At 33.4% G+C, this 22,501-nt stretch carries 24 protein-coding genes and 1 other RNA gene; 10 read left to right on the top strand and 15 right to left on the bottom strand.

From position 1 onward, the window contains the following. Positions 1 to 140: 140 nt before the first annotated feature. On the top strand, positions 141 to 311 hold the full coding sequence (locus AA089_RS24805; RefSeq protein ID WP_156169030.1) for a hypothetical protein: 171 nt from the start codon (positions 141 to 143) through the stop codon (positions 309 to 311). Positions 312 to 592: 281 nt separating this feature from the next. Continuing rightward, positions 593 to 1,321: a hypothetical protein gene (locus tag AA089_RS14320; RefSeq protein ID WP_046757654.1), complete on the top strand. Its 729-nt coding sequence runs from the start codon at positions 593 to 595 to the stop codon at positions 1,319 to 1,321. 359 nt (positions 1,322 to 1,680) lie between these two features. On the opposite strand, the gene AA089_RS14315 is transcribed toward AA089_RS14320, so the two are convergent. The 3 genes from AA089_RS14315 to AA089_RS14305 form a co-directional block, all read right to left on the bottom strand. Then, on the bottom strand, positions 1,681 to 2,403 hold the full coding sequence (locus tag AA089_RS14315; RefSeq protein WP_046757653.1) for a Dph6-related ATP pyrophosphatase: 723 nt from the start codon (positions 2,401 to 2,403) through the stop codon (positions 1,681 to 1,683). Positions 2,404 to 2,408: 5 nt separating this feature from the next. Beyond that, on the bottom strand, positions 2,409 to 2,825 hold the full coding sequence (aroQ, locus tag AA089_RS14310; RefSeq protein WP_046757685.1) for a type II 3-dehydroquinate dehydratase: 417 nt from the start codon (positions 2,823 to 2,825) through the stop codon (positions 2,409 to 2,411). Positions 2,826 to 2,977: 152 nt separating this feature from the next. Then, positions 2,978 to 3,508, bottom strand: coding sequence for a hypothetical protein (locus AA089_RS14305; RefSeq protein WP_046757652.1), 531 nt, complete (start codon positions 3,506 to 3,508; stop codon positions 2,978 to 2,980). Between the two features lie 507 nt (positions 3,509 to 4,015). On the opposite strand from AA089_RS14305, the gene xerD reads away from it, so the two are divergent. After that, positions 4,016 to 4,912, top strand: a complete 897-nt coding sequence (gene xerD, locus AA089_RS14300) for a site-specific tyrosine recombinase XerD (protein WP_046757651.1) — start codon at positions 4,016 to 4,018, stop codon at positions 4,910 to 4,912. A gap of 373 nt (positions 4,913 to 5,285) precedes the next feature. On the opposite strand, the gene rny is transcribed toward xerD, so the two are convergent. The 4 genes from rny to AA089_RS14285 form a co-directional block, all read right to left on the bottom strand. After that, complete coding sequence (gene rny, locus AA089_RS14295) at positions 5,286 to 6,857, bottom strand: ribonuclease Y (RefSeq protein WP_046757650.1); 1,572 nt, start codon at positions 6,855 to 6,857, stop codon at positions 5,286 to 5,288. Positions 6,858 to 7,182: 325 nt separating this feature from the next. Beyond that, positions 7,183 to 7,311: non-coding RNA, 6S RNA (gene ssrS, locus AA089_RS24105), on the bottom strand. Between the two features lie 53 nt (positions 7,312 to 7,364). Further along, positions 7,365 to 7,658 (bottom strand): cell division protein ZapA, encoded by a 294-nt coding sequence (locus tag AA089_RS14290; RefSeq protein WP_046757649.1) that lies wholly within the window; start codon positions 7,656 to 7,658, stop codon positions 7,365 to 7,367. Positions 7,659 to 7,676: 18 nt separating this feature from the next. Further along, positions 7,677 to 7,967, bottom strand: a complete 291-nt coding sequence (locus AA089_RS14285) for a hypothetical protein (protein ID WP_046757648.1) — start codon at positions 7,965 to 7,967, stop codon at positions 7,677 to 7,679. Between the two features lie 184 nt (positions 7,968 to 8,151). On the opposite strand from AA089_RS14285, the gene AA089_RS14280 reads away from it, so the two are divergent. The 4 genes from AA089_RS14280 (at position 8,152) to AA089_RS24795 (ending at position 13,444) form a co-directional block, all read left to right on the top strand. After that, a complete protein-coding gene (locus AA089_RS14280; RefSeq protein WP_046757647.1) occupies positions 8,152 to 9,846 on the top strand; it encodes a M23 family metallopeptidase in 1,695 nt (564 codons plus the stop codon). A gap of 11 nt (positions 9,847 to 9,857) precedes the next feature. Further along, complete coding sequence (locus tag AA089_RS14275) at positions 9,858 to 12,329, top strand: TonB-dependent receptor (protein ID WP_046757646.1); 2,472 nt, start codon at positions 9,858 to 9,860, stop codon at positions 12,327 to 12,329. 104 nt (positions 12,330 to 12,433) lie between these two features. Next, a complete protein-coding gene (locus AA089_RS14270; protein WP_046757645.1) occupies positions 12,434 to 13,081 on the top strand; it encodes a hypothetical protein in 648 nt (215 codons plus the stop codon). Between the two features lie 198 nt (positions 13,082 to 13,279). Beyond that, positions 13,280 to 13,444, top strand: coding sequence for a hypothetical protein (locus AA089_RS24795; RefSeq protein ID WP_156169028.1), 165 nt, complete (start codon positions 13,280 to 13,282; stop codon positions 13,442 to 13,444). 60 nt (positions 13,445 to 13,504) lie between these two features. On the opposite strand, the gene AA089_RS14265 is transcribed toward AA089_RS24795, so the two are convergent. The 3 genes from AA089_RS14265 to AA089_RS14255 form a co-directional block, all read right to left on the bottom strand. Further along, entirely contained in the window at positions 13,505 to 14,230 is a 726-nt protein-coding gene (locus tag AA089_RS14265) for a glycosyltransferase family 2 protein (RefSeq protein ID WP_046757644.1), read from the bottom strand. Further along, entirely contained in the window at positions 14,217 to 16,049 is a 1,833-nt protein-coding gene (locus AA089_RS14260) for a phospholipid carrier-dependent glycosyltransferase (protein ID WP_046757643.1), read from the bottom strand. Before AA089_RS14260 ends, AA089_RS14265 begins: the two co-directional genes overlap by 14 nt. Positions 16,050 to 16,194: 145 nt before the next feature. Next, positions 16,195 to 17,343 carry a cysteine desulfurase family protein gene (locus tag AA089_RS14255; protein ID WP_046757642.1) on the bottom strand — a complete coding sequence of 383 codons (1,149 nt, stop codon included), beginning with the start codon at positions 17,341 to 17,343 and terminating at the stop codon, positions 16,195 to 16,197. A 142-nt stretch (positions 17,344 to 17,485) separates the two neighbouring features. Here AA089_RS14255 and AA089_RS23755 point away from each other — a divergent pair, with 142 nt between their 5' ends. Beyond that, positions 17,486 to 18,019 (top strand): hypothetical protein, encoded by a 534-nt coding sequence (locus tag AA089_RS23755; protein ID WP_156169027.1) that lies wholly within the window; start codon positions 17,486 to 17,488, stop codon positions 18,017 to 18,019. Positions 18,020 to 18,118: 99 nt separating this feature from the next. Here the strand turns inward: AA089_RS23755 and AA089_RS14245 are convergent, their stop codons facing one another. Together AA089_RS14245 and AA089_RS14240 are read right to left on the bottom strand one after the other, a co-directional pair. Continuing rightward, on the bottom strand, positions 18,119 to 18,676 hold the full coding sequence (locus AA089_RS14245) for a Smr/MutS family protein (protein WP_046757641.1): 558 nt from the start codon (positions 18,674 to 18,676) through the stop codon (positions 18,119 to 18,121). Next, positions 18,673 to 18,912, bottom strand: a complete 240-nt coding sequence (locus tag AA089_RS14240; RefSeq protein ID WP_046757640.1) for a hypothetical protein — start codon at positions 18,910 to 18,912, stop codon at positions 18,673 to 18,675. The genes AA089_RS14245 and AA089_RS14240 overlap by 4 nt, the downstream gene beginning before the upstream one ends. 367 nt (positions 18,913 to 19,279) lie before the next feature. On the opposite strand from AA089_RS14240, the gene AA089_RS14235 reads away from it, so the two are divergent. After that, positions 19,280 to 19,591 carry a DUF2752 domain-containing protein gene (locus tag AA089_RS14235; protein ID WP_046757639.1) on the top strand — a complete coding sequence of 104 codons (312 nt, stop codon included), beginning with the start codon at positions 19,280 to 19,282 and terminating at the stop codon, positions 19,589 to 19,591. A gap of 20 nt (positions 19,592 to 19,611) precedes the next feature. Further along, positions 19,612 to 19,932 carry a CCC motif membrane protein gene (locus AA089_RS14230; protein ID WP_046757638.1) on the top strand — a complete coding sequence of 107 codons (321 nt, stop codon included), beginning with the start codon at positions 19,612 to 19,614 and terminating at the stop codon, positions 19,930 to 19,932. Positions 19,933 to 20,011: 79 nt separating this feature from the next. Here AA089_RS14230 and AA089_RS14225 read toward each other — a convergent pair whose 3' ends face one another. The 3 genes from AA089_RS14225 to AA089_RS14215 form a co-directional block, all read right to left on the bottom strand. Continuing rightward, positions 20,012 to 20,482 (bottom strand): DUF5362 family protein, encoded by a 471-nt coding sequence (locus AA089_RS14225; RefSeq protein WP_046757637.1) that lies wholly within the window; start codon positions 20,480 to 20,482, stop codon positions 20,012 to 20,014. Beyond that, on the bottom strand, positions 20,482 to 21,759 hold the full coding sequence (rocD, locus tag AA089_RS14220; protein ID WP_046757636.1) for an ornithine--oxo-acid transaminase: 1,278 nt from the start codon (positions 21,757 to 21,759) through the stop codon (positions 20,482 to 20,484). Before rocD ends, AA089_RS14225 begins: the two co-directional genes overlap by 1 nt. 354 nt (positions 21,760 to 22,113) lie before the next feature. Further along, a complete protein-coding gene (locus AA089_RS14215; protein WP_046757635.1) occupies positions 22,114 to 22,500 on the bottom strand; it encodes a DUF6768 family protein in 387 nt (128 codons plus the stop codon). Position 22,501: the final 1 nt, after the last annotated feature.

Genomic DNA, 22,501 nt, shown 5'->3' with positions numbered 1-22,501 from the left:
ATTTCCCTAAATTTTTTCCAAGGCTTCAAAAATTTTTAACGGAAAATCCCTGCTATACTTCGGAAAAGAAAAGTATCGAACTAAATTTTTTACGTCGAACACAGGTTATATTCAGTATTATTAAATCAAATATATTTACCATGAAAAAAAGAAAATTTAAAACATTACAATTGAATAAAAAACGTATTTCAGCAATGAATCAAAATATGATTACAGGCGGCGGAAGTGCAGATTCAGGCTGTTGTCAAGAACAATCTTATGGAACTTGTGACAAAGAAAAGCAACTAACGCCTGGTTGCGATCATCATTAATAATTTACTAACTACTATAGTTATGAATAGTCTCAATTATTGCAAAAAATTACTAATTAAGCGAACTTCGGTTCGCTTTTCTTTTGCTCATATTTTACACTACTTTTTTTATACTGATGTTTTATAAAATGTCATTTACTTTCCTTTTAGATTCTTGCTTTTTATTGTTATTTACAAGTAATTTCATTCATTAAAAATAAAAATTAGATTACACCTAACCATGGCGGAATCCTGAAAAGCCAATTTTTAAATAGAGTAAGGAAAATAAAATTCTAATAACCATGAAAACATTAACTTTTAACCTAATTAAACTAAAAAAAAACACCTTCAGTGTATTCACGATTTTTTTATTAATCACAGCCTTTTTAACAAGCTGTGATAAAGGAGAAATCCCAGAAGAAAACGATTTTATTTCAGCAAAAACTGATTACGAATTTAGTAAAGATTTTGAATTATCTTCATTACATGGAGATACTGCAACTATAAGAGTTTACGCAAATGATCTTGAACTGTTAAATCTTTACTCTGAAGATAATTTCACTTTATCCGAAACTAACTACGATGAAATATTATCAAATAATAAAGACGAAATAGGAGAAAACAATGATGTTGATACTCTTGAAGATGAGGAAAGTCCATTAGCTTTTGAGTTAATGAATGTCAAAAAGAATGGTTCTTCGACAGGATTATCAGTAACCTTTAATCATCCTAAATCAAAAGGTAATTTAGCAAAATCAGGATGGAATTATTATACGCATTATAGCTCATCAACTGGTATACATTATAGTGCTAGAATAATAAGAGGGAATACTTTAAAAAGAGTATATTTTGGATTGAAATACAGAACTTCTGTCTACAGTAATACTTGGTATACAAAAGTAAGCGAATGGAAGTCACTTTCAAGAAATGAAACTTATCACCAAGCACAAGCGGGAGTTTGGCAATTTAAAATGAGAGTAAAGACAAAAAGTAGATCTGCATATTCGGTAGCTTTCTTTATTCCTTTATAAGTAAAAGCTTGTTATATGAAATGTTGAGCATTATACTATTATTATAAATGCAAAAAACCATCATAAAAACAAATTTCCACGAAGTAATACGTTTTCAAGTTTTAATCATATATAAATGAGACGGATATTGAAGTATTAAACCGAGTATAAAATAAAAAGTCATTCAATTTCTTGAATGACTTTTTCCTCAACCAACCTAATAACTGATATCCCACCTTCAGCTATGAAAAAATTGTGTGAAATCATTGTCTGATTTCTGAATCAAATATAGGGCAGGTTTATCTTAATTTGTTCTTAAACGATTCCTAAAACTTGACTAAAGTTTTCAAAGAGAAACGTTAATTTTTAAGAGTTTTTTACTATTTCGGAAGTAAATCGCAGTACCAAAACGCAGTATCCCAAGCAGAATCGTCTGTACCACAGGTATCTTCATCTTTTTCAGAGGATGTATAGGTTTTTAACACTTTTTCTCCAATGGCAAATTCAATTGGCGAAGAAAATAATGGTCCGTCAAATACAAAGGTGTGAAATTCTCCATTTTCTCCACACGGATCAACAGTATCTGGCAAATCGTTGATAAAATCTTCATCTATAATTCTTCCCACAAAAGATTTGTCTAACAAGTTGGCATTTACACAAACAGTGATGGCTTTAAATCCTAAGTGAATAAATTCTTTAAGCAAGGTTTTCGTGTCTTTTTTCCACAATGGAAAAACACCTGTTATACCAACTTCTTGTAGTTTTTTTTCACGATAGCTTCGTAAATCTTCTAAAAAAATATCGCCAAAGATTCCATGTGTAAAATTTTCTGCGACTAGTTTTTGCGTGGCATTTTTCATCGTGGCATCATAACTCGACATCGAAACTTCTGCTGGAAAGTATATTTTTTGTAATGGCAGTTGCAAACGTTCAACTTGTGCATCTAAAAGTGCTTCTCGCAATCCGTGCATGGAAACACGTTCATAATCTTTATTAACTGTTGTAACAAGTTTAGCAATGTTGAATTCTTTCTCTTGCAACATATAATACAAAGCTAGTGAAGAATCTTTTCCGGTACTCCAATTAAAATAGGCTTTCTTCATAATTTTTACACTAAAAAACTCTGAATTGCCAACTGATAACTTTGCATTCCAAAACCTAAGATGACACCTTTTGCGTGTGCAGAAATATACGATTGGTGCCTGAATGCTTCTCTGCCAAATGTATTTGAGATATGAACTTCCACAACTGGCGTTTGTATGGCTTTAATCGCATCGCCAATTCCAATAGATGTGTGCGTATATGCACCTGCATTTAAGATGATTCCATCAAATTCAAAACCAACTTCTTGAAGTTTCGTAATCAATTCGCCTTCTACATTTGACTGATAATACGTCAATTGGATGTCTGGAAATTGTTTTTGCAAATCGTTAAAGTAATCTTCAAATGTAGCGCTTCCATAAATTTCAGGTTCACGCTTTCCAAGTAAATTTAGATTTGGTCCGTTGATGATGATTATTTTCATGGGAATTGTTTTGATAAAAATACAAATTTCCATGTACATATAATGGTGTTTAAACCATCCATTCGCAATTTTAGTTGCGTTTAAAATTTTCCAAAAAAAAAGTGGAAGTCCTTAATTTCCACTTTTACTTACATTTGTCTGTATGTTTTTTTTTATAAGAATACTGTGAATCCAATATTGATTTGGAATATATCTTTATCCGAAAAATCTTCATTTAAAGAAACATTGTAACGTAATCCTGGCTCAATAGCTACACTATTTCCAATAAACCAAGCGTATCCACCACCAATTCCTAACCAAAATGGATTTTCATCAACATTGTCAATTTTTGATCCTGTTACATCTAATGAAATAGGAAATTTGCTCGCAATGTAGTATTTACCACCTACACGATACGAAAATCCGTTTAAATCTGTTTCCGAATCTCCACCATAACCGAGACCAAATTTGATTGCAAAATCGTCTGCTACAAAATAACCTCCGTCAAGTCCTATGTTGTATATATATTCTCCATCTTGACTTGAGAAATATATACCCGTATTACCCAACAAAGCATTTCCAGTATTGGCTTCTATCAGCCACTTCCCTTTTGCTGTTTGCATCATAGTTGTGTCATCATCTTGTGCATTTCCTGCAAATGCAAAGCCAACTAATGCGACAATTGATAAAATAATTTTTTTCATTTCTAATGTTTTTTTTATTGTTGTACAAAATTCAAAAAACCATAGCTACCTTTTTAATTCAAAAAATATAAATATTGACTCGATCGATTTTGAAACAAAATCAAGTCTGAAATTTCAGTAAAGCATCTATTTCTTTGAAAAAATTGACAGATTGTTACCAACTTTTGAGTTTTTTAATAGAGACTACCAACTGCTTATCTAACCCTTTAGAAGTTGATAAAGGAATCGCTGTTGAATGTCATAAATACTTTCAAACCAAGATTTACATTAATTTATGACAACGTATAATTTAAAAAAGTATCTGCAATTCGGATTAATACAGCGACATTAGCGTCTGTGTGAAAGTCTTACAAATTGATCGTAAATAGTTTTTAATAAATTCAGTACAAAAGAATTACTTTTTGTAATTTGACAAGCATTTGTTAAGTACTTATGAATATCTATACGTACCATCTGAATAGCAATTGCATACTTTTTAGAGTTATATAATATTTATACGATTTTTCTATGAAATGGGCGCATACGCTGAAAGACTTCCAGCATTTTTTGAAAATAGAGCGCGGTTTATCCGATAATACGATCGTAAATTATACACATGATATTGAGAAGTTAATTCAATATCTTACTGATAATGCTATTGATCATTCTCCACTTACTGTGGATGAAGAAACGGTGCAACAATTTATTTATGAGATTGCTAAGATTTTAAACGCTCGTTCGCAAACGCGGATTATTTCTGGTTTGAAAAGTTTTTTTAATTATTTGATTTTTGAAGATTATCGAAAAGACAATCCTATGGAACTTATTGAAGCTCCAAAAATAGGACGTAAACTACCTGATACGCTTGCCATAGAAGATATTGAACGTTTGATTAAGGCAATCGATTTGAGTAAAGACGAAGGACATAGAAATAGAGCCATTATCGAAACATTGTATGGTTGCGGACTGCGAGTAAGTGAGTTGGTAGGTTTAAAGTTTTCCGATTTATTTTTTGATGAAGGATTTATCAGAGTTACAGGAAAAGGCGATAAACAACGTTTTGTACCCATAAGTAGTTTTACACAAAAACATATTAATTTGTATGTACATGGACAACGAAATCATACCAAACATATTCCTGAGTTTAGTGATACTGTTTTTTTGAATAGACGTGGAAAGCAGTTAACACGCGTTATGATTTTTACTATTATCAAACGATTAACAGAAAAATCGGGCTTGAAAAAGAAAATATCGCCTCATACATTTCGTCATTCGTTTGCAACACATTTATTGGAGAATGGTGCCGATTTGCGCGCAATTCAATTAATGCTTGGTCATGAAAGTATTACGACAACAGAAATTTACATGCATGTAGATCGTAGTCATTTGGCAATGGTTATGGAAAAATATCACCCTAGAACATAAAAAAACAGAAACCATCAACTGATTTCTGTTTTTCTTTCTTTTCGGTATGCTGTTAGTTAGCAAGTATGCCAACAATCTTGAACAGATTTTTTTTCGCCAACATATATGTTGTTACAATAACACATAAATGAAGCCGCTAACGTAGGAACTTTTTTGCCTCCTTGATTTTCAATTTGTTCTGTCTTGGAAAGCGTATCTACTCCTGCGAGATTTAAAATTTTCTTTAGCATAACAGATATATTTAGGTTATACCTTAAAGATATTTATAAATAACAGCTATGTGTCACTGTTTTGCCATAAACTAAAAACGTGAATACCGTAGTCTACAACTAAGATATTCACGTTCAGTGAGTTTATGTAAGTATTAAGATACTTATTTCGCAATATTTACCGCTCTTGTTTCTCTAATCACGGTAATTTTCACTTGTCCAGGATAGGTCATATCCGTTTGTATTTTTTGTGAAATATTGAATGATAATTCTGCTGCTTTTGCATCGTCTACTTTTTCACTTTCAACAATGACACGTAATTCACGACCAGCTTGAATAGCATAAGCTTTCTTTACACCATTGAATCCAAAAGCGATGTCTTCCAAGTCTTTTAATCGTTGTATGTAACTGTCTAATACTTGACGTCGTGCGCCAGGACGTGCGCCTGAAATGGCATCACATACTTGTACAATTGGAGATAGTAATGAAACCATTTCTATTTCATCATGATGGGCTCCAATAGCATTACAAACTTCTGGTTTCTCACCGTATTTTTCTGCCCATTGCATTCCTAAAATTGCGTGTGGCACTTCTGTTTCTGTATCTGGTACTTTACCAATATCGTGCAGTAATCCTGCTCTTTTGGCAAGTTTTGGATTCAATCCTAATTCGGCAGCCATGACGCCACAAAGTTTTGCGACTTCTCGTGAATGCTGTAATAAGTTTTGTCCGTAAGAAGAACGATATTTCATTCTACCAACCGTTTTAATCAATTCTGGATGCAATCCATGAATTCCTAAATCGATTACAGTACGCTTTCCAACTTCAATGATTTCTTCATCAATTTGTTTACGAGTTTTCTTTACAACTTCTTCTATTCGTGCTGGATGAATTCGTCCATCAGTTACCAATCGGTGTAAAGATAAACGAGCTACTTCTCTTCGAACCGAATCAAAACAAGATAAAATAATTGCTTCTGGTGTGTCATCTACAATGATTTCAACACCTGTAGCCGCTTCTAATGCTCTAATGTTTCGTCCTTCTCTACCAATGATACGTCCTTTTACATCGTCCGATTCGATATTAAACACAGAAACACAGTTTTCAACCGCTTCTTCCGTTCCAATACGTTGAATAGTATTGATGATTACCTTTTTAGCTTCTTGTTGCGCTGTTAATTTTGCTTCTTCAAGTTTGGCTTGAATGTAGCTCATCGCATCCGTTTTGGCTTCTTCTTTTAAAGACTCCACCAATTGTTCTTTTGCTTCGTCAGCAGACAATCCTGAAATTACTTCTAGTTGTTCTACTTGACTTTTGTGTAAACGCTCAACTTCCGATTTCTTCTTGTCGATAATATCCAAACGATAGTTGTAATCTTTAACTTTCGCATCAAGTTCTTGATTCAACTTTTTGTTCTTTGACAATTCGCTAGAAACTTGAGATTCTTTATCGCGCGTTCGCTTTTCAGCTTCTGCCATTTTTTTGTCTTTCGACAGAATAAATTTTTCGTGTTCTGCTTTGAGTTCTAAAAATTTTTCTTTGGCTTGAAGAATTTTATCTTTCTTCACACTTTCTGCTTCAATTTTCGCTGATTTTAAAGCGCTAGCAGCATCTTTTTTAGCATCTTGAATAATTTTTGACGCTTGTTTTTTCTCCAAACTCTTGGCTATAAGAAAGCCTATAAGTACGCTAATGACGCCAACGGCGACTGCAATTATGATTGTTGTACTATCCATCATCTATCGATCTTAATTATGTATTAGTTAGTAAGGTAAAAACCTTAAAGTCCGTTTTGCAACGGGATTTGTTTAACTAACAGTTTTGAATTCGCTTACAGCTTTTCAAAATTTGAGTCAAACTGTTTTTAGATCCCGTTCTGCAACGGGATTTGTTCAACTAGCAGTTTTGTAATTTCTTTCGAAGCTAAAAAACTATTAGTAGTAAGTTGTGAGATCCCGTTCTGCAACGGGATTTGTTCAACTAACAGTTTTGTATGCGCTCTACGAGCTTTTCAAAACTGAGTTTCACAAAAAAAAGCCTACATTGATTAGAGTTTTGTATAAACTCCAAAAAAACAAGTTTAGAGCTAACAGATTGATCAAGGATCTGTCCAAATAAAGAATAAATTCAATATTAACAGCATGCTCTTACAACCATGACTCACTCTTTTTAATTATATTAACGTTGAGTTTATCAAAAATAAAAACCAATGTAGGCAGTAACCTATTTATATTTTACAGAACTTATGAACTAAGCTGCGCTTTTAGCAATTCGTCCAGCGCTTTCAATCTTTCTTCTAATGCGGTTTGATTGCTGTCTTTATCTATAGCTTTTTGCTCTACCTGAGCTGCAAATTGCAAGGCACACATTGCCAAAACATCCTGCTTATCTCTAACGGCATAGCTTTGCTCAAATTGTTTTATCATAGCTTCTATTTTCTTAGCCGCTTTTCGCAAACCTTCTTCTTGGCTTGCTGGAATGGTTAAAGGATATACTCTATCCGCAATAGAAAGCTTTATTTTGAGCTTATTTTCCATAGTGTAAAGAACTATCTTTTATTCGGCTAATTGTGCAATACAATGATCAATTTCCCGAATTAGTGTATTTATTTTAAGCTTAGCTTCTTTTTTATTGTTATCACTGCCAAGCATCGAATTTGCAATTTTTAACGTTTGATACTTTTCTTCCCATCCTGAGATTTCTTGTTGTAAACGCTGTGCATTTTGAGTTGCTGATGTTAATTCTTGATGAAGTTTCTGATTTTTTTGCTCCAAAACTTCTAACTTATGAAGCAATTTGCTCACTCTATTCTCAAGAGAATCAACGATTTTCAAAGTACTACTCATTACATTTATATTCAATGCATATGTTTACAAATTTAGCATTCATAAAATTAGTTCGCAAGGGTTTTGACTATTATTTAAAGTATTACTTTAAGTTTTACATATTTTTTGGTGCAGTTTTTGAATTTAAAGATTCCGAATTAACTAAGTATTAGCTATTTTAGCTTTTCAAACGCATTTTTGATTTATGTACAGACTGTTTTTTATTTTTTTATTTTTCTTTTCAATTGCCCTTTCTCAAAATACCATTCCTAAAAACGATTTTAGATCGCCGTTAGATATTCCTATTATATTATCTGGAACATTTGGAGAGTTGCGAAGCAATCATTTTCATTCAGGAATTGATATTAAAACGAAACAGAAAGAAGGTTTTGAAGTGTTTGCGATTGGCGATGGACATGTGTCGCGTATAAAAATTCAACATTGGGGATTTGGAAAAGCGCTATACATTACACATACAAACGGTTATACTTCAGTATATGCGCATTTGAAAAAGTTGGCTCCAAAGTTAGAAGCCTATTTAAAGAAACAACAATACGCGAAAGAACGTTACGAAATTCAACTGTATCCAAAAGCAGGAGAATTGGTTGTCAAAAAAGGAGAAGTTATTGCCTATTCAGGAAATAGTGGCTCTTCTGGCGGACCACATTTACACTTCGAAATTCGCGATGCCGCTTCTAAACCGATGAATCCAATGTTGTTTGGGATTGACGTGAAAGATTCGCATCATCCAACGGTAAATGGTGTATTTGCTTATGCATTGTCAGATTCTGCACAAATTAATTCTTCCAATAAAGTTGTACAATTACAATTGAAAAAGGGAAAAGAAAAAAATAGTTATGTCGCGGCAAAAGTTTTCGCTTCTGGCGAAATTGGCTTGGGCATCAATTCATACGATCGACAAGATTTGGCTTTTAATAAAAACGGAATTTACCAATTGGAAAGTTTTGTGAACGGTATTAAAAACTTTAGTTACGATTTTAAAAAGTTCTCCTTTGGCGAATCGAGATACATCAATACATTAATCGATTATTCGCGCTTTAAAAATATGAAACAACGCGTGCAACGTTGCTTTGTTACAGCGGCAAATAAGTTGAGCATTTATAAAGATGTTATTAATAGGGGAAAAGTTTCTATTGAAGAAGGAAAGGAATATACTATTGTGCTCAAAGTCAAAGATTTTAAAGACAATACAACTACGATTACTATTCCCGTTGTTGGTAAGAAGCAAAAAGTGACACAAAAGAAGAAAGAAATTGTGACCGAAAATTTAATTACACGAAATTCAGAACATACGTTGAGAAAAGACGATGTTAGTGTATACATTCCGAAACAGACCTTTTATGAAGATTTTTATTTCGATTTGTCGAAAGATAAAAAAGGACGTTATAAAATTCATAATGATAAAGTAGCTGCGCACAAAAACTTCGTCATTACCTTTGATGTTTCAAAATATACGGAAGCTGAACGTAAAAAAATGTTCATTGCTAGTTTAAATAGTAAAAAGAAACCATCCTACAGCAGCACAAAAAAGAAAGGCACAAAATTTACGACAAGTACGAAGAATTTAGGAACATATTTTTTAGCCAAAGACACCATTCCACCCAAAGTGAAACCCGTAAATTTTGCTAAAGACAAGTGGATTTCGAATAAAAAGTATTTAAAAATAAAAGTTACAGATGATCTTTCTTCCGTACGCAGTTATCGTGGAACAATTAACGGAACATGGGTTTTATTTGAATATGATGCCAAAAAAGGCATGCTGACATACGATTTTAACGATATTACTTTTACCGAAGCAAAACATAATTTAAAGTTGATCGTTACTGATAATGTTGGAAATAATACTACTTTTACGAGCACTTTTTATAGAAAAAATTAAAACTCACGATATTGAAACCTATACGATCCATCCTTTTCTTAAGCTTTCTCTTTGCTGCGAACTTCATTATAGCGCAAACAGCAACCATTAGAGGAGTTATTTTAGATAAGAATAATGCACCAATTGAAAATGTAAATATTAGCACTTCTGTAGATTCGGGAACGAAAACAAATAAGAACGGTTTTTTCAAAATTGTAATTCCTGCCGATGAGAAAATTACCCTTACGTTTTCACACATTTCACATAAAACAATTACAGTGACCATTCAGTTAAAAAATGGAGAAGATTACGAGTTTAATCCTGTAATGAGTGAAAGTACGGAACAAATTGGTACCGTAATTATCGATTCGCGAAAGCGGAAAGCTGTACAAGGTATTGAAACAATTTCGGCAGAAACTGTCCGCCTGATTCCAAGTGCCAATCCTGGAGTGGAGAATATCATTATGTCTTTTCCAGGTGTAAATAACAACAACGAATTGAGTACACAATATTCTGTTCGAGGTGGAAATTATGATGAAAACTTGGTATATGTAAACGAAATTGAAGTATATCGTCCGTTTTTAATTCGTTCAGGACAGCAAGAAGGATTGAGTTTTGTAAATACCGATATGGTACAAAATGTAGATTTCTCTGCGGGAGGATTTCAAGCAAAATATGGCGACAAACTATCTTCCGTATTGGACATTACGTATAAAAGACCTTCTCGTTTTGGTGGAAGTTTAAATTTGAGTTTACTTGGCGGAAGCGCTTCTATTCAGACAGTTAGCAATGATAGTAAGTTCTCAACGATTTCTGGTGTACGTTTTAGAGATAACAGCTTGTTGGTAAATAGCAAACAAACAGAAACGAACTTTAGACCGCGTTTTACAGATTTTCAAACCTATGTAACGTATAAATTTTCAGATAAGTTCGATTTGAATTTCTTAGGAAATATTTCATTTAACGATTATGATTACGAACCGCTAACACGCCAAACCAATTTTGGAACACTTCAAGATCCAATTGCGTTATTGGTGTTTTACCAAGGTCGTGAAGAAGATCGTTACCGAACGTATTTTGGAGCTTTGAAAGCTAATTATTACCTCAATGATGATGTAACATTAAAATTTATCGCGTCAGCATATCACACTACAGAACAAGAGCATTTTGATATTTTGGCAGAATACCGTTTGGGAGAAGTTAATACAAATATTGGCGATGAAGATTTAGGAAATGTAGAATTTACGGAAGGAATTGGTTCGCAATTAAATCATGGGCGAAACGACTTAGATGCGCTCATTTTTAATGCAGAACACAAAGGAAGTTACAAAATTAATGATGAAGAAAACCAAATCGATTGGGGAGTTAAATACACACATGAAGACATTCGTGATCGATTGATTGAATGGGAAGTGATTGATTCTGCTGGATTTTCAATTCGTCCGCCATTGCCACAATTTTCAAACAATCAGCCATATACGCCGTATGAAGGTCCAATAGAACCTTTTCAAACAGTTCGTGCTCGAAATAATACTCAAATTGATCGTGTTTCAGGATTCGCTCAATGGAGCAAACGATCTATGATTGGCGAACATGAAGTTTGGACAAATGTTGGTGTTCGTGCGCACAGTTGGACAATTAATGGCGATGGAATTGAAAGCAATACACAAGCTGTTGTGAGTCCAAGAGCGCAAGTAGCTATCAAACCAAACTGGGAAAAAGACATGTTGTTCCGTTTGTCTGGCGGATTTTACCATCAGCCACCATTTTACAGAGAATTACGTGGTCCAGATGGTGTTGTAAATCCAAATGTTAAAGCACAACAATCGATTCATGTAGTGTTAGGAAATGATTACAGTTTCAAACTTTGGGATCGTCCGTTTAAGTTGACAACCGAAGCGTATTATAAAAGTTTATCTGATGTCAATGCCTATACCATTGAAAACGTTCGTATTCGTTACCGAGCTGATAATGTTGCCGATGCGTATGCGTATGGTTTAGACATGCGTTTGAATGGAGAATTTGTTCCAGGAACAGAAAGTTGGGTAAGTTTTGGTTATTTAAAAACGGAAGAAAACATCAATAATCGCGGATATATTAGCAGACCAACCGATCAGCGTTTGAAGTTTGCAGTTTTATTTCAAGATTATATGCGAAAGATTCCAAACTTAAAATTATACCTCAACTTAACATACAATACAGGATTGCCAGGTGGTTCGCCGAGTTATTCTGATCCATACCAATTTCAGAGTCAATTACCTGATTATAAACGTGCTGACGTAGGGTTTTCGTATGTTTTAGTGGACAAAGACAGACAATTTGATACAGGCTGGAAATCTGTATTTAAAGATTTAAATGTTGGTTTTGAGATTTTTAATGTGTTTGATGTTCAAAATTCAATTACCAATACATGGGTTCGTGATGTGTATACAAAACGTCAGTTTGGAATCCCAAATTTCTTAACAGGTCGTGTGTTTAATGTGAAGTTGGGAATGCGTTTTTAGGTGTTGGGTGTTGGGTGTTAGATGAAAATTAAAAACTTAAACGTCACTTCGAATGATTTTCTAGAGAAAATTGTATCGAGAAGTATTTTAGAATAAAGATTATAATGAAGAAGTTAGTTGTTATTTTACTATTGTTATTTGTTGGTATACAACAAAGTAATGCGCAAAAAAAGATATATGTAAGCGATACGTTTGAAGAACTTTCAGAAGATCATCAAATTATTGCGATTCTACCGTTTCAAGCAAAACTCAATTTAAAAGCGGCACAAGAAAAGTATAGTGATGCGCAGTTGGAAAAATTTGAACAACAAGAAGGTATTGCGGTACAAGAAGCGTTGGAGAGTTATTTCTTAAACAGAAAACGCAAAAAGAAGCTTAAAATTAACTTTCAAGATATCAATACGACGAATCGTATCTTAAAAAAAGAAGGAATCACAGATGAAAATATCGATATTTACACACCGCAAGAATTGTGTAAGTTATTAAAAGTTGATGCGATTATTAGCGGTTCATTAACTTCACGCATGCTTTTATCTAAAGAGGTTGATACTTCTTTTGATTTGATTACCTTCCTCAAAGGAAAATCTGATTATGGAAAAATTATCATTAAATTAAGTGATAAGAGTACAGGGAAATTGCTGTGGCGCTACGAAAAAATCATCAATCGTAAATCGGGTAAAAATACATCTGCCATTATTGCTAAAATGATGCGACAAGCCAGTAGAAAGTTTCCGTATGAGGAAAAAAATTAGGCAACTGCAACATTGCGGAAAAGAAGAAACGTGTTATTGATATTATATCGAACAGACGTTACTTTTCATACATATACAAAATACACTTCACTCATTTGTTTGCTTCATTTACGCACTGAAACGTAGACTTTACGCATTCATCATTTCACAATATTCTGATTTAAAGTAAATTACCGTAATTAACCAAAACTTTAGGTCATGAAAAAAAAGAAGTTATTGAAAGATCTTACATTGAACAAAAAAGTGATTTCTGATTTCAAAGTCAGTAGTTCAAAAGGTGGATCAGCAGCAAATCATTGTGTTACAGGAATTTTTGATCCGCCATCGTGCGCTTGTTTTACAGGTTGGTGGTGGTTTTGTTAATTCCTACTTGAAGAAAGCAAAAAAGCGAATTTGTAATGAATTCGCTTTTATTTTTTAACATTAATTCAATTTGAACAATCCGTATTTTAGAATACAATAGATAGCTCTAACTCCATCTTTCCAACCAATTTTTTTTCCTTCATCATAAGGTCTACTGTAATAGGAAATGGCAACTTCGTGTATACGAATGTCTTTTATTCTTGAAATTTTCGCCGTGATTTCAGGTTCAAAACCAAAACGTTTTTCTGTCAATTTGATCGATTGAATGATTTTTGTGTTGAATAGTTTGTAACAAGTTTCCATATCTGTCAGCTTCAAATTTGAGAAGATGTTCGATAGAAAAGTTAGAAACTTATTCGCCATGTAGTGCCAAAAATATGAGTTCCGTTTTCTCTGTCTGTCCAAAAATCGTGAACCGTATACAATGTCTGCAACGTCTTCCAATATAGGTGCTAACAATATATTGTATTCTTCCGGATCGTATTCTAAATCTGCATCTTGAATGATTAAATATTCGCCCGTAGCCAACGAAATTCCTGTTTGAATAGAAGCACCTTTTCCCTGATTCTTTGTATGTTCATGGTATTGTATGTCTAACGTAGGATGTGCTTCCATAAACGCTCGTACAATTTGTTTGGAATCATCCTTCGAGCCATCGTCCACAATGATCAATTCTTTTTTAATATCATGTATCAGTTGAACAGCGTTTATCTTATCTAAAATCAACCGCACTGTAGCCGCTTCATTGTAAACAGGAATGATGATGGAGAGTTTAGTTAACTTCATTGATAACTTTTATTTTCACATTATTTTCATAGATACTTTTCTCTATAATTTGACCATTGGCATCTTTTTTTATGACTTCTCCGTATAGTTTTCCTTGTTGCCAAACACCAGAAAGTTGTTCCCCATTTTTAAAAAATACAGTTCCTTGTCCATCACGTACATCATTTTTCCAGTTGCCAATATATTTTTGTCCATCTTCCCAAACGTACGTTCCGAAACCATTTCTTTTTTCATCTTTCCATGTTCCTGTATATCCAAGTTCAGGCAAAAACTGCATTAAATATGTATTTGGATTATTGAGTTGTTTGATGATTTTAAATTTATTTGGATAACGATCTATTGCGGGAACTAAATATCTAGACGTTGAAGAATATCCAAGTTCTGCCACCACTACGTAACTTACTTGTTTACTTTTTAAGTACGCTATTTGCGCTTCTCTGTCTTGCGATTTATAATATCCTGTTACATATTTCTTGGAAAATAGATGAAATAATCCTTCTTTACGAACAGAAGTAACAGCATTTTCAGGCGTGTTTTTCTGAACCCAATCTGCCAAAGCAAAGTAATTTTTATAGTTGTCAGCATATGGTTTTTGCGCTGTACGTTGCAATTTCGAAATTGATCCGTATCCGTATACAAATGCCCAAAAAATCAATAGAACCGTCATCATCACAGGAACAACTTTCTCTACATATGCAGGAAATACTTTGAGGCTAAATATCTTGCATAGTTCTGTCAATCCGAAAATAAATAGAAAAATTAGCAATGGAATCAATGGTAATACAAAACGTGTTCCATACCATACATGTGGCCAGATGAGCAACAATCCGAAAAATGCTACTAGATATAATGCTATGAACGTTTTGAACTTCTTAAGTCGTATGACACCAAATATGACAACAGCAATCACTAGAAAACCTAACAACCATTCTGCAAATGAAGCGGTAGCATCCGTATATTGAAATTCCTTTGAAGATACTATTCCTGAAGATATTTCTTTGGTAATATATCGTTCTAAGTTTACCGTAATTCTTTCCCAAATATCTAAAATTCCGACACTTCCAAGTTCTGGTTTGTATGGGTTTTTTGAAAGTAATTGTGAAACGTACGTGTTTCCTGTTGCATTGCTTCCACGAATGATCCAAGGTATATACAACACTATAAAACCGCCTACGAAGGCAGCTACATAACGCCAATGTTTTTTTATAAATAAGAATACTACCAAACTTACAAACAACGCTACAGCTACCGAACGAATATAAAATGAAAATGACACACAGATAAGCAACAAAAAGAATAGCCAATTTTTAAAAATAGGTGTTGAAAAGTCTATTTTTAAGAAAATCAACACAGATAATAAAGAGAAAAACAGAAAAGGAATTTCGCTCATCATAATAGTTGCATAACCCAAAAGATGAAAGTTTAACAAGGTAATAAAACAGATTGCAAAGGCAATATGATCATTTTGTGTGAGTCGTTTTATGATGAAAAATAGCAATAAAATTGCGCCAAAAAAGAAAAATCCATTAGCTATTTTAATTGTACTAATATCATTTGAAAATAGTTTAGAAACTCCTGCTATCAGTAACGGATACCCTGGTGGATAGTGATAATGTGCTTCTTTTTCAAGATGTTGAATGTTGGTATATCCTGCACCATCGGCAATTGCAGTTCCTAGAATGTAATAATGTGCATTATCGCCACCCAAACTTACTTTTTCGTCAAAAATACTACTGTATATACTTAAAAAAGAAATCGTTAGAATTAACAAATATATAATTCTAACAAGTTTAGGGTTTGATGCAAAAGTTTTGATCATGCGGGTTTTATAGTTTCAAAATGGTCACATTTTAAATCGCTTTCAATATAAAGATAATTTGAAAGATAACGACACAATGTTTTGATATAAAAAAAGCGAGTTCGTATCGTGAACTCGCTTTTGTATATATTATTTTCAATGTAAATTACGAATTTGCATATTCGTGTAATACTGTTATGATGTAATCAATTTCTTCTTTGGTATTGAATTTTGAGAAAGAGAAACGCAACGATGGTTTTTCTAAATCTTCGCTACTTAAAATTGCTCGTAATACGTGTGAACCTTTGCTACTTCCCGATTGGCAAGCACTTCCTTTGGAACAAGCAATTCCTTTTAAATCCATATGAAAAAGTAACATCAGTGCTTTTTGCTGATCAAAAGGCAAACAAACATTGACTAATGTATAGGTGCTTTTTGTTGTTTCGTGACAGTTTCCATTAAATTTTGCATTTGGCATTACTTTCTTTAATTCTGCCATGAAATAGGTTTTTAAACCTTCAACATATGTTTTTTCTTCTTCTAGATTATCATATGCCAGTTTGAATGCTTCTTCTAACCCAACTACATTATGAACAGCTTCGGTTCCTGCACGAAATCCACGTTCTTGCGATCCTCCAAAGATTAACGGTTTTAAACCAGAATCTTTTCGAATAAAAGCAAAACCAATTCCTTTTGGTCCGTGAAATTTATGTGCCGCCGCTGCTAGGAAATCGACATGTGTTTTTTGTACGTCCCATTCAAAATGTCCAATAGATTGTACCGTATCTGAATGAAATAAAGCGCCGTATTCTTTACACAGATTTCCAACACGATCAGCATCAAGAATGTTTCCAATTTCGTTATTGACGTGCATTAAACTGACTAATTTTTTAGAATTATCTGCTTTTAACAAAGCTTCTAAATCGTCATAATCAGGCGTTCCACATGATTGTAGTTTTACGTACGTAACTTTAATATCACTTTCTACACGCAATTGTTCTACTGTATGCAAAACCGCATGGTGTTCTATAGGCGATGTAATGATGGTAGTTACGCCCAAATCACGAACAGAGCAACGCAATGCCATGTTATCAGCTTCTGTTCCACCCGAAGTGAAAATAATTTCCTGTGGCGAAGCATTTAGATATTTAGCGATGGTTTTACGAGCAGTTTCGATGAGTGTTTTTGAAGAACGACCAAAACTATGCGTAGACGACGGATTTCCGTAATTTTCTTCTAAAGCGATTTTAATGCGATCTACAACTTCTGGTCGAATTTGCGTTGTAGCTGCACTATCAAAATATACATTCCTCATTCGTTTCTTTTATAAATACAGTTGATTGAAATAAAGATGAGCAAAAATAGTTTAAATAAAATTATTTACAATAAGTTTCGTTATAAATAGAGTTTTCTTATACTTTTGCCTGTATATACGAATTTCTTAATTGGTACTTTCTATGAAAAAATTATGGTTACTTTTTATCTTGGTATTTGCTTTTGGTTGTGATGATGGAGATTTAGCTTTGGAGGAAATTGATTTTACAAGTGATGCAGCCGTGTCTGCTTGTGATTTGGAAGCTGGAGTAACCTTGCTTTTTAAGATTGATGATACCGAAGCGTTGATTTTGGAAATTCCAAGTACTTTAATTGTAAATACAATTACGGAAGATGAAGAACCAAGAGAAGGCAACTTGACAAATACTAGCGTAAACGCTTATTATAGAGGTTTTAACACGACAGTAACTAGCAGTTATTTTTGTGATCAATTGCCACCTGTAGATGTAGAGGTAAATTTAGAATATACAGCTAATAACGGAATTGTAAAAGTAGTTACTACTGCCGCCGCATTTGATGCTGTTGATCCTACAATTGTGACTGATTACAGACATGAAATTACGTTTGAAAACATTGTATTTTCTAACGATGCCGGAGAAAGTATAACCTATGAAGGTATTTTTGATTACGGCTTTATTGTAACTCCTGCGGAATAGTTTTTTGGGTGATGGGTTTTGGTTTTCTAGGTTTTAGGTTTTAGGTTTTAGGTTTTAGAAATATTTATAATCGATAGCTGAAATCGTACATTGCGCTAATTATACTTTAGGATTTTGATAAATGTACACTTCTGTAGCTCCTAAACCATATTTTTGATAGTTAGCGTCGTAGTATTTTACATTGTCGTATTGACGAAATAAATAGTATAATTCTTCTTTGAGAACGCCCGCGCCAACTCCGTGAATAAAAACAACTTTCGGAATTCGTTTGCGTATGGCAAATTCTAACTGACGTTTTGCCGTATCGGTTTGTAGTGTAAGCATGTCATAATTGTTCATGCCTTTGTATGAATTTGTAAGCTGATGAATGTGTAAATCGACTTCCATAATCGTTTCTACACGGTCTTTTTTTGACTTTTCTAAAACACGTTTGGGCTTCTTTGCGGCTTCTTTTTCTTGAATCGCATTATGAATTTTTTGATAAGATAAATTCAATGCAATTTCATCCGAATTTACTATTACCAATTCAGATGCTTCAAATGTAAGAGGAAACCCTTCATCTGTTTCTACTGTAATAACGTTTCCATCAATGGATTGAACAATTCCACGGATAACATCATCAATTGCTTCTACCGTATCGCCTACTTTAAAATTCATTCTTCTTCTTGTTGCTCGTATTTTTCTCTATTAAAATACTCTTCAGTATCATAGTTCTTTGGTTTGTTTGATAATTGCTTCGAAGTTACTTTATACAACCCAAACATCATTAAAACCAACGCAATTATAGTTACTAAAATTTGTCCTTCTCCTTGAATGTTATCTCTAAAAAGCAAGGTTCCTGCACCAAGGAATACCATGAGAAAATAAACTTTTGTTGCGTGTTTGAACTTCACTGTGTATTTTTTTAATTCTTCAAAAATAATATTTTCTTTGGCAATTGGTATTTTTATTTTGAACTCATTTAAACTTTTCGGATTTAGGCGAAAATTAGCAGTTTTAAGTTCTGTTGACAGCTTTTTTGAGTTTCATAGCAGCGCTACGGAACGAAAAAAAGATAAAAACAGGCCTGAAAAGAGTAATTTTTTAGCAAATTAAAAAAATTTAAACGAGTTCTTTATCAAAGATGTTTGAAATACCAATGCATTTTACATATTTTTAAAAAATTAATATTTTATGTAACGTTTTGTTTTAAAAAACTACTGATGTTACAGTAAAATAGAGAGAATAGAATCCTTTATATTTGTTAAAATAATTACAGAAATGCACAGTGCGCTTATATTTTTAGTACAAGTTGAAGAATATATGCTTCCGTGTTTTTCTAAACAATATTTAGGAGTTGACTGTTTTGGGTGCGGAATTCAGCGCTCATTAGCATTAATTTCACGAGGAGAATTTATAGAAGCGTTTAAAATGTATCCAGCCATTTATACACTAATTTTATTTTTTATCTTCGTTGGTATCAATATCTTTTTTAAATTTAAAGGTTCGCAAAAACTGGTAAATATTTTAGGTATTGCAAATGTGGTCATCATCATTATCAGTTTTATTGTCAAAAAATTATCATACATTTAAATAATCAAACCTTAACACACATGAAAAAACAACTCAATCCAACTTTAGTATATGTCTTATCGGTCATCGGATTTCTTTGCTGCTGCTTTGCAGGTTTAGGATTCTTACTTTCTGGACCCGCATATTTTATTGCTGACAAAAAGATAAAAGATGCTACTGCAAATCCTGATGAATATGATGGAAATATCAATGCAATGAATACCGCAAAGATTGTAGCTTTGATTGTTACAATTATTAACGTTCTTAACTTTTTATGGGCTATCTACTCTATCGCAACTGGCGGATGGGAAGAATCGCAACAACAATGGAGAGATATGATGGAACAAATCAACAATCAGTAAATAGTACAATGTACTTAATACATAAAAAGCGGATGTACCATGTACATCCGCTTTTCTATATCTTCTTGTTTTACAGTGCTTATATTCCTGCTATGCCAGCTATAATAGCGAATACAAAAACTAAAGCGTAAATTCCAACAATTGATAATATTACAATTCCTAGGAATTTATAATGCGATTTTAAACTTGAAAAAGCTCTCGTTAATCCGTCCGTACTTTTTTCTGCCAATGCAGCTTTCATTCTTCGCGAAAAGCGATACAAATACATTACAGGAAAGAAATACAAAATTGCTAATACAAAATATACAATTCCGATAAATCCGCCAGACAATCCTTGTTGTTGAAAAGGATTTGCATTTGAATTGAATGCAGAAAACATAACGCCAAAAAATACAGCCACAAATACAAATAGTCCGATGACTATAAATCCTATGATAGATAGGATAAATGCCCATCTTGCGGTTTCACGCAGAAACTTCTTTGACTGTTCATTGAGTCGCAACTCAAAATTATCAAATACGGAACTATCTTCTTGTTTTTTTAAAGGCACTATTCAAATTCTTTAAGTGTTTTTGTAATAATTGCTACACAATCGAGCAATTCATCTTGCGTCATTACTAATGGTGGTGCAAAACGAATAATGTTTCCATGTGTTGGTTTTGCTAACAATCCATTGTTTTTTAACGCCATACAAATGTTCCAAGCCGTATCACTATCTTCTGTATCGTTAATCACGATTGCATTCAACAATCCTTTTCCACGTACTAAGTTTACAATGTTACTTGTTTGAATATATTTGTCTAATTCGCTTCTGAATAATTCTCCCAATTGGAAGGCATTTTCTGCCAACGCTTCCTCTTCTACAACTTCTAAAGCTGCCATGGCAACTGCGGCTGCAACAGGATTTCCTCCAAAAGTTGATCCGTGATTTCCTGGACGAATAACGCTCATGATATGATCATCTGCTAATACAGCTGATACTGGATATGCGCCGCCAGACAATGCTTTTCCTAAGATTAATACATCTGGTTTTACCTCTGGAGTTCCGCTACAGTTTTTCTTCTCACACGAGCAGTTTCCGCAAGTAGCCAACAAACGTCCTGTACGTGCAATTCCTGTTTGTACTTCGTCTGCAATGAATAATACATTGTGTTTTTCGCATAATGCTTTCGCTTTTGCGAGATATCCCTCAGATGGAACATATACTCCAGCTTCCCCCTGAATTGGCTCTACCATGAATCCACCAACATTAGGATTGTTTTCTAATGCTTCTTCTAACGCTTCAATATTGTCATAGGCAATTTTGATAAATCCGTCCGTATACGGTCCGAAATTTTTACGCGCTACAGGATCATTTGAAAATGAAATAATTGTCGTAGTTCGTCCGTGGAAGTTGTTTTCGCAAACGATGATTTCCGCTTCGTTTTCCGCGATTCCTTTTTTCTCATATGCCCATTTTCTACAGATTTTTAAAGCAGTTTCTACCGCTTCAGCTCCTGTATTCATTGGTAAAAGCTTATCGAAATTAAAATATTCCGAAGCAAATTTTTCATAACGTCCTAACATATCATTGTAAAATGCACGAGACGTCAAGGTTAATGTTTGTGCTTGAGACACCATCGCATTTACAATTTTCGGATGACAATGTCCTTGATTTACTGCAGAGTAAGCAGAAAGAAAGTCGTAATACTTTTTTCCTTCTACGTCCCAAACATAAACGCCTTCTCCTCTACTCAAAACCACTGGAAGTGGATGATAGTTGTGCGCTCCATACTTGTCTTCTAATTCAATTGCTTGCTGAGATGTTAATTGTTCTAAAACAGCCATTTTAATAAAGTTTTAAATGATACATAAAATAACCATTCCTACTCTACCTTTATCCTTTCGAGGAATCGAAAATTCAGCGTGGGAGAGAAATCATCCCTAGAGAGTTGCAAAATACTAAATATTCAATTCGAATTAAAATTAATTGTATTTGATTTTAGATAACAACCTTATTTATAGCATTTCTTAATACAACTTTTGTGGATTTGTCAATTGTGAGTTGTTAATCTGTTACTTTGTTTATTAACTTTTAACTAAAGATTCAACCTCAATATCTTGTCGCTCTATTCTATTTTCTAACTTCATTATTTTGTATTTGATGATTCAGAAAAGAACTCACAACTCACTTACCAATTATCACTGCTCTGATATTTTAGCCGCTAATGACGATACTTGTAACTCTAATCGTTTCATTTCTCGTAAAATGGCACGTTTGTCCATTTGCATCCAAGCGTATAATTTTATCATGGACATAAACATGGCACTTATGACAATTCCCAATCCCCATTGTATCAGTTCGTTTGTTTCGGTCACGTTAAAAAATTGAATGAAGCAATAAATCATGAATCCAAAAACGCCTAGATTTACGATATTCATAATGACGGCTAACCATCCTAATTTTCCTTTAAAAATACTTCCGATAGATCCAAAAAGACCTTGCTCGTCTAATTCGTCATAAAATTTTGATTCTTCTTCGGTTAATGTTTCTTTAATTAACGTATCAATATCTTCTAATGTGCTCATA

The sequence above is a fragment of the Kordia jejudonensis genome (assembly GCF_001005315.1).
In the GTDB taxonomy this organism is placed as follows: Bacteria; Bacteroidota; Bacteroidia; order Flavobacteriales; family Flavobacteriaceae; genus Kordia; species Kordia jejudonensis.
The sequence above is the reverse complement of the archived record's forward strand: the minus strand, read 5'-3'. Positions and strand labels throughout refer to the sequence as shown.

Coding starts and splice junctions, on each gene's coding strand:
- AA089_RS14320 (WP_046757654.1), top strand. CDS start 593: ATGAAAACATTAACTTTTAACCTAATTAAACTAAAAAAAAACACCTTC.
- AA089_RS14255 (WP_046757642.1), bottom strand. CDS start 17,343: ATGAGGAATGTATATTTTGATAGTGCAGCTACAACGCAAATTCGACCA.
- AA089_RS14315 (WP_046757653.1), bottom strand. CDS start 2,403: ATGAAGAAAGCCTATTTTAATTGGAGTACCGGAAAAGATTCTTCACTA.
- AA089_RS14230 (WP_046757638.1), top strand. CDS start 19,612: ATGAAAAAACAACTCAATCCAACTTTAGTATATGTCTTATCGGTCATC.
- AA089_RS14260 (WP_046757643.1), bottom strand. CDS start 16,049: ATGATCAAAACTTTTGCATCAAACCCTAAACTTGTTAGAATTATATAT.
- AA089_RS24795 (WP_156169028.1), top strand. CDS start 13,280: ATGAAAAAAAAGAAGTTATTGAAAGATCTTACATTGAACAAAAAAGTG.
- AA089_RS24805 (WP_156169030.1), top strand. CDS start 141: ATGAAAAAAAGAAAATTTAAAACATTACAATTGAATAAAAAACGTATT.
- AA089_RS14235 (WP_046757639.1), top strand. CDS start 19,280: ATGCACAGTGCGCTTATATTTTTAGTACAAGTTGAAGAATATATGCTT.
- rocD (WP_046757636.1), bottom strand. CDS start 21,759: ATGGCTGTTTTAGAACAATTAACATCTCAGCAAGCAATTGAATTAGAA.
- AA089_RS23755 (WP_156169027.1), top strand. CDS start 17,486: ATGAAAAAATTATGGTTACTTTTTATCTTGGTATTTGCTTTTGGTTGT.
- AA089_RS14285 (WP_046757648.1), bottom strand. CDS start 7,967: ATGAGTAGTACTTTGAAAATCGTTGATTCTCTTGAGAATAGAGTGAGC.
- AA089_RS14270 (WP_046757645.1), top strand. CDS start 12,434: ATGAAGAAGTTAGTTGTTATTTTACTATTGTTATTTGTTGGTATACAA.
- AA089_RS14215 (WP_046757635.1), bottom strand. CDS start 22,500: ATGAGCACATTAGAAGATATTGATACGTTAATTAAAGAAACATTAACC.
- AA089_RS14305 (WP_046757652.1), bottom strand. CDS start 3,508: ATGAAAAAAATTATTTTATCAATTGTCGCATTAGTTGGCTTTGCATTT.
- aroQ (WP_046757685.1), bottom strand. CDS start 2,825: ATGAAAATAATCATCATCAACGGACCAAATCTAAATTTACTTGGAAAG.
- xerD (WP_046757651.1), top strand. CDS start 4,016: ATGAAATGGGCGCATACGCTGAAAGACTTCCAGCATTTTTTGAAAATA.
- AA089_RS14290 (WP_046757649.1), bottom strand. CDS start 7,658: ATGGAAAATAAGCTCAAAATAAAGCTTTCTATTGCGGATAGAGTATAT.
- AA089_RS14245 (WP_046757641.1), bottom strand. CDS start 18,676: ATGAATTTTAAAGTAGGCGATACGGTAGAAGCAATTGATGATGTTATC.
- AA089_RS14265 (WP_046757644.1), bottom strand. CDS start 14,230: ATGAAGTTAACTAAACTCTCCATCATCATTCCTGTTTACAATGAAGCG.
- AA089_RS14280 (WP_046757647.1), top strand. CDS start 8,152: ATGTACAGACTGTTTTTTATTTTTTTATTTTTCTTTTCAATTGCCCTT.
- rny (WP_046757650.1), bottom strand. CDS start 6,857: ATGGATAGTACAACAATCATAATTGCAGTCGCCGTTGGCGTCATTAGC.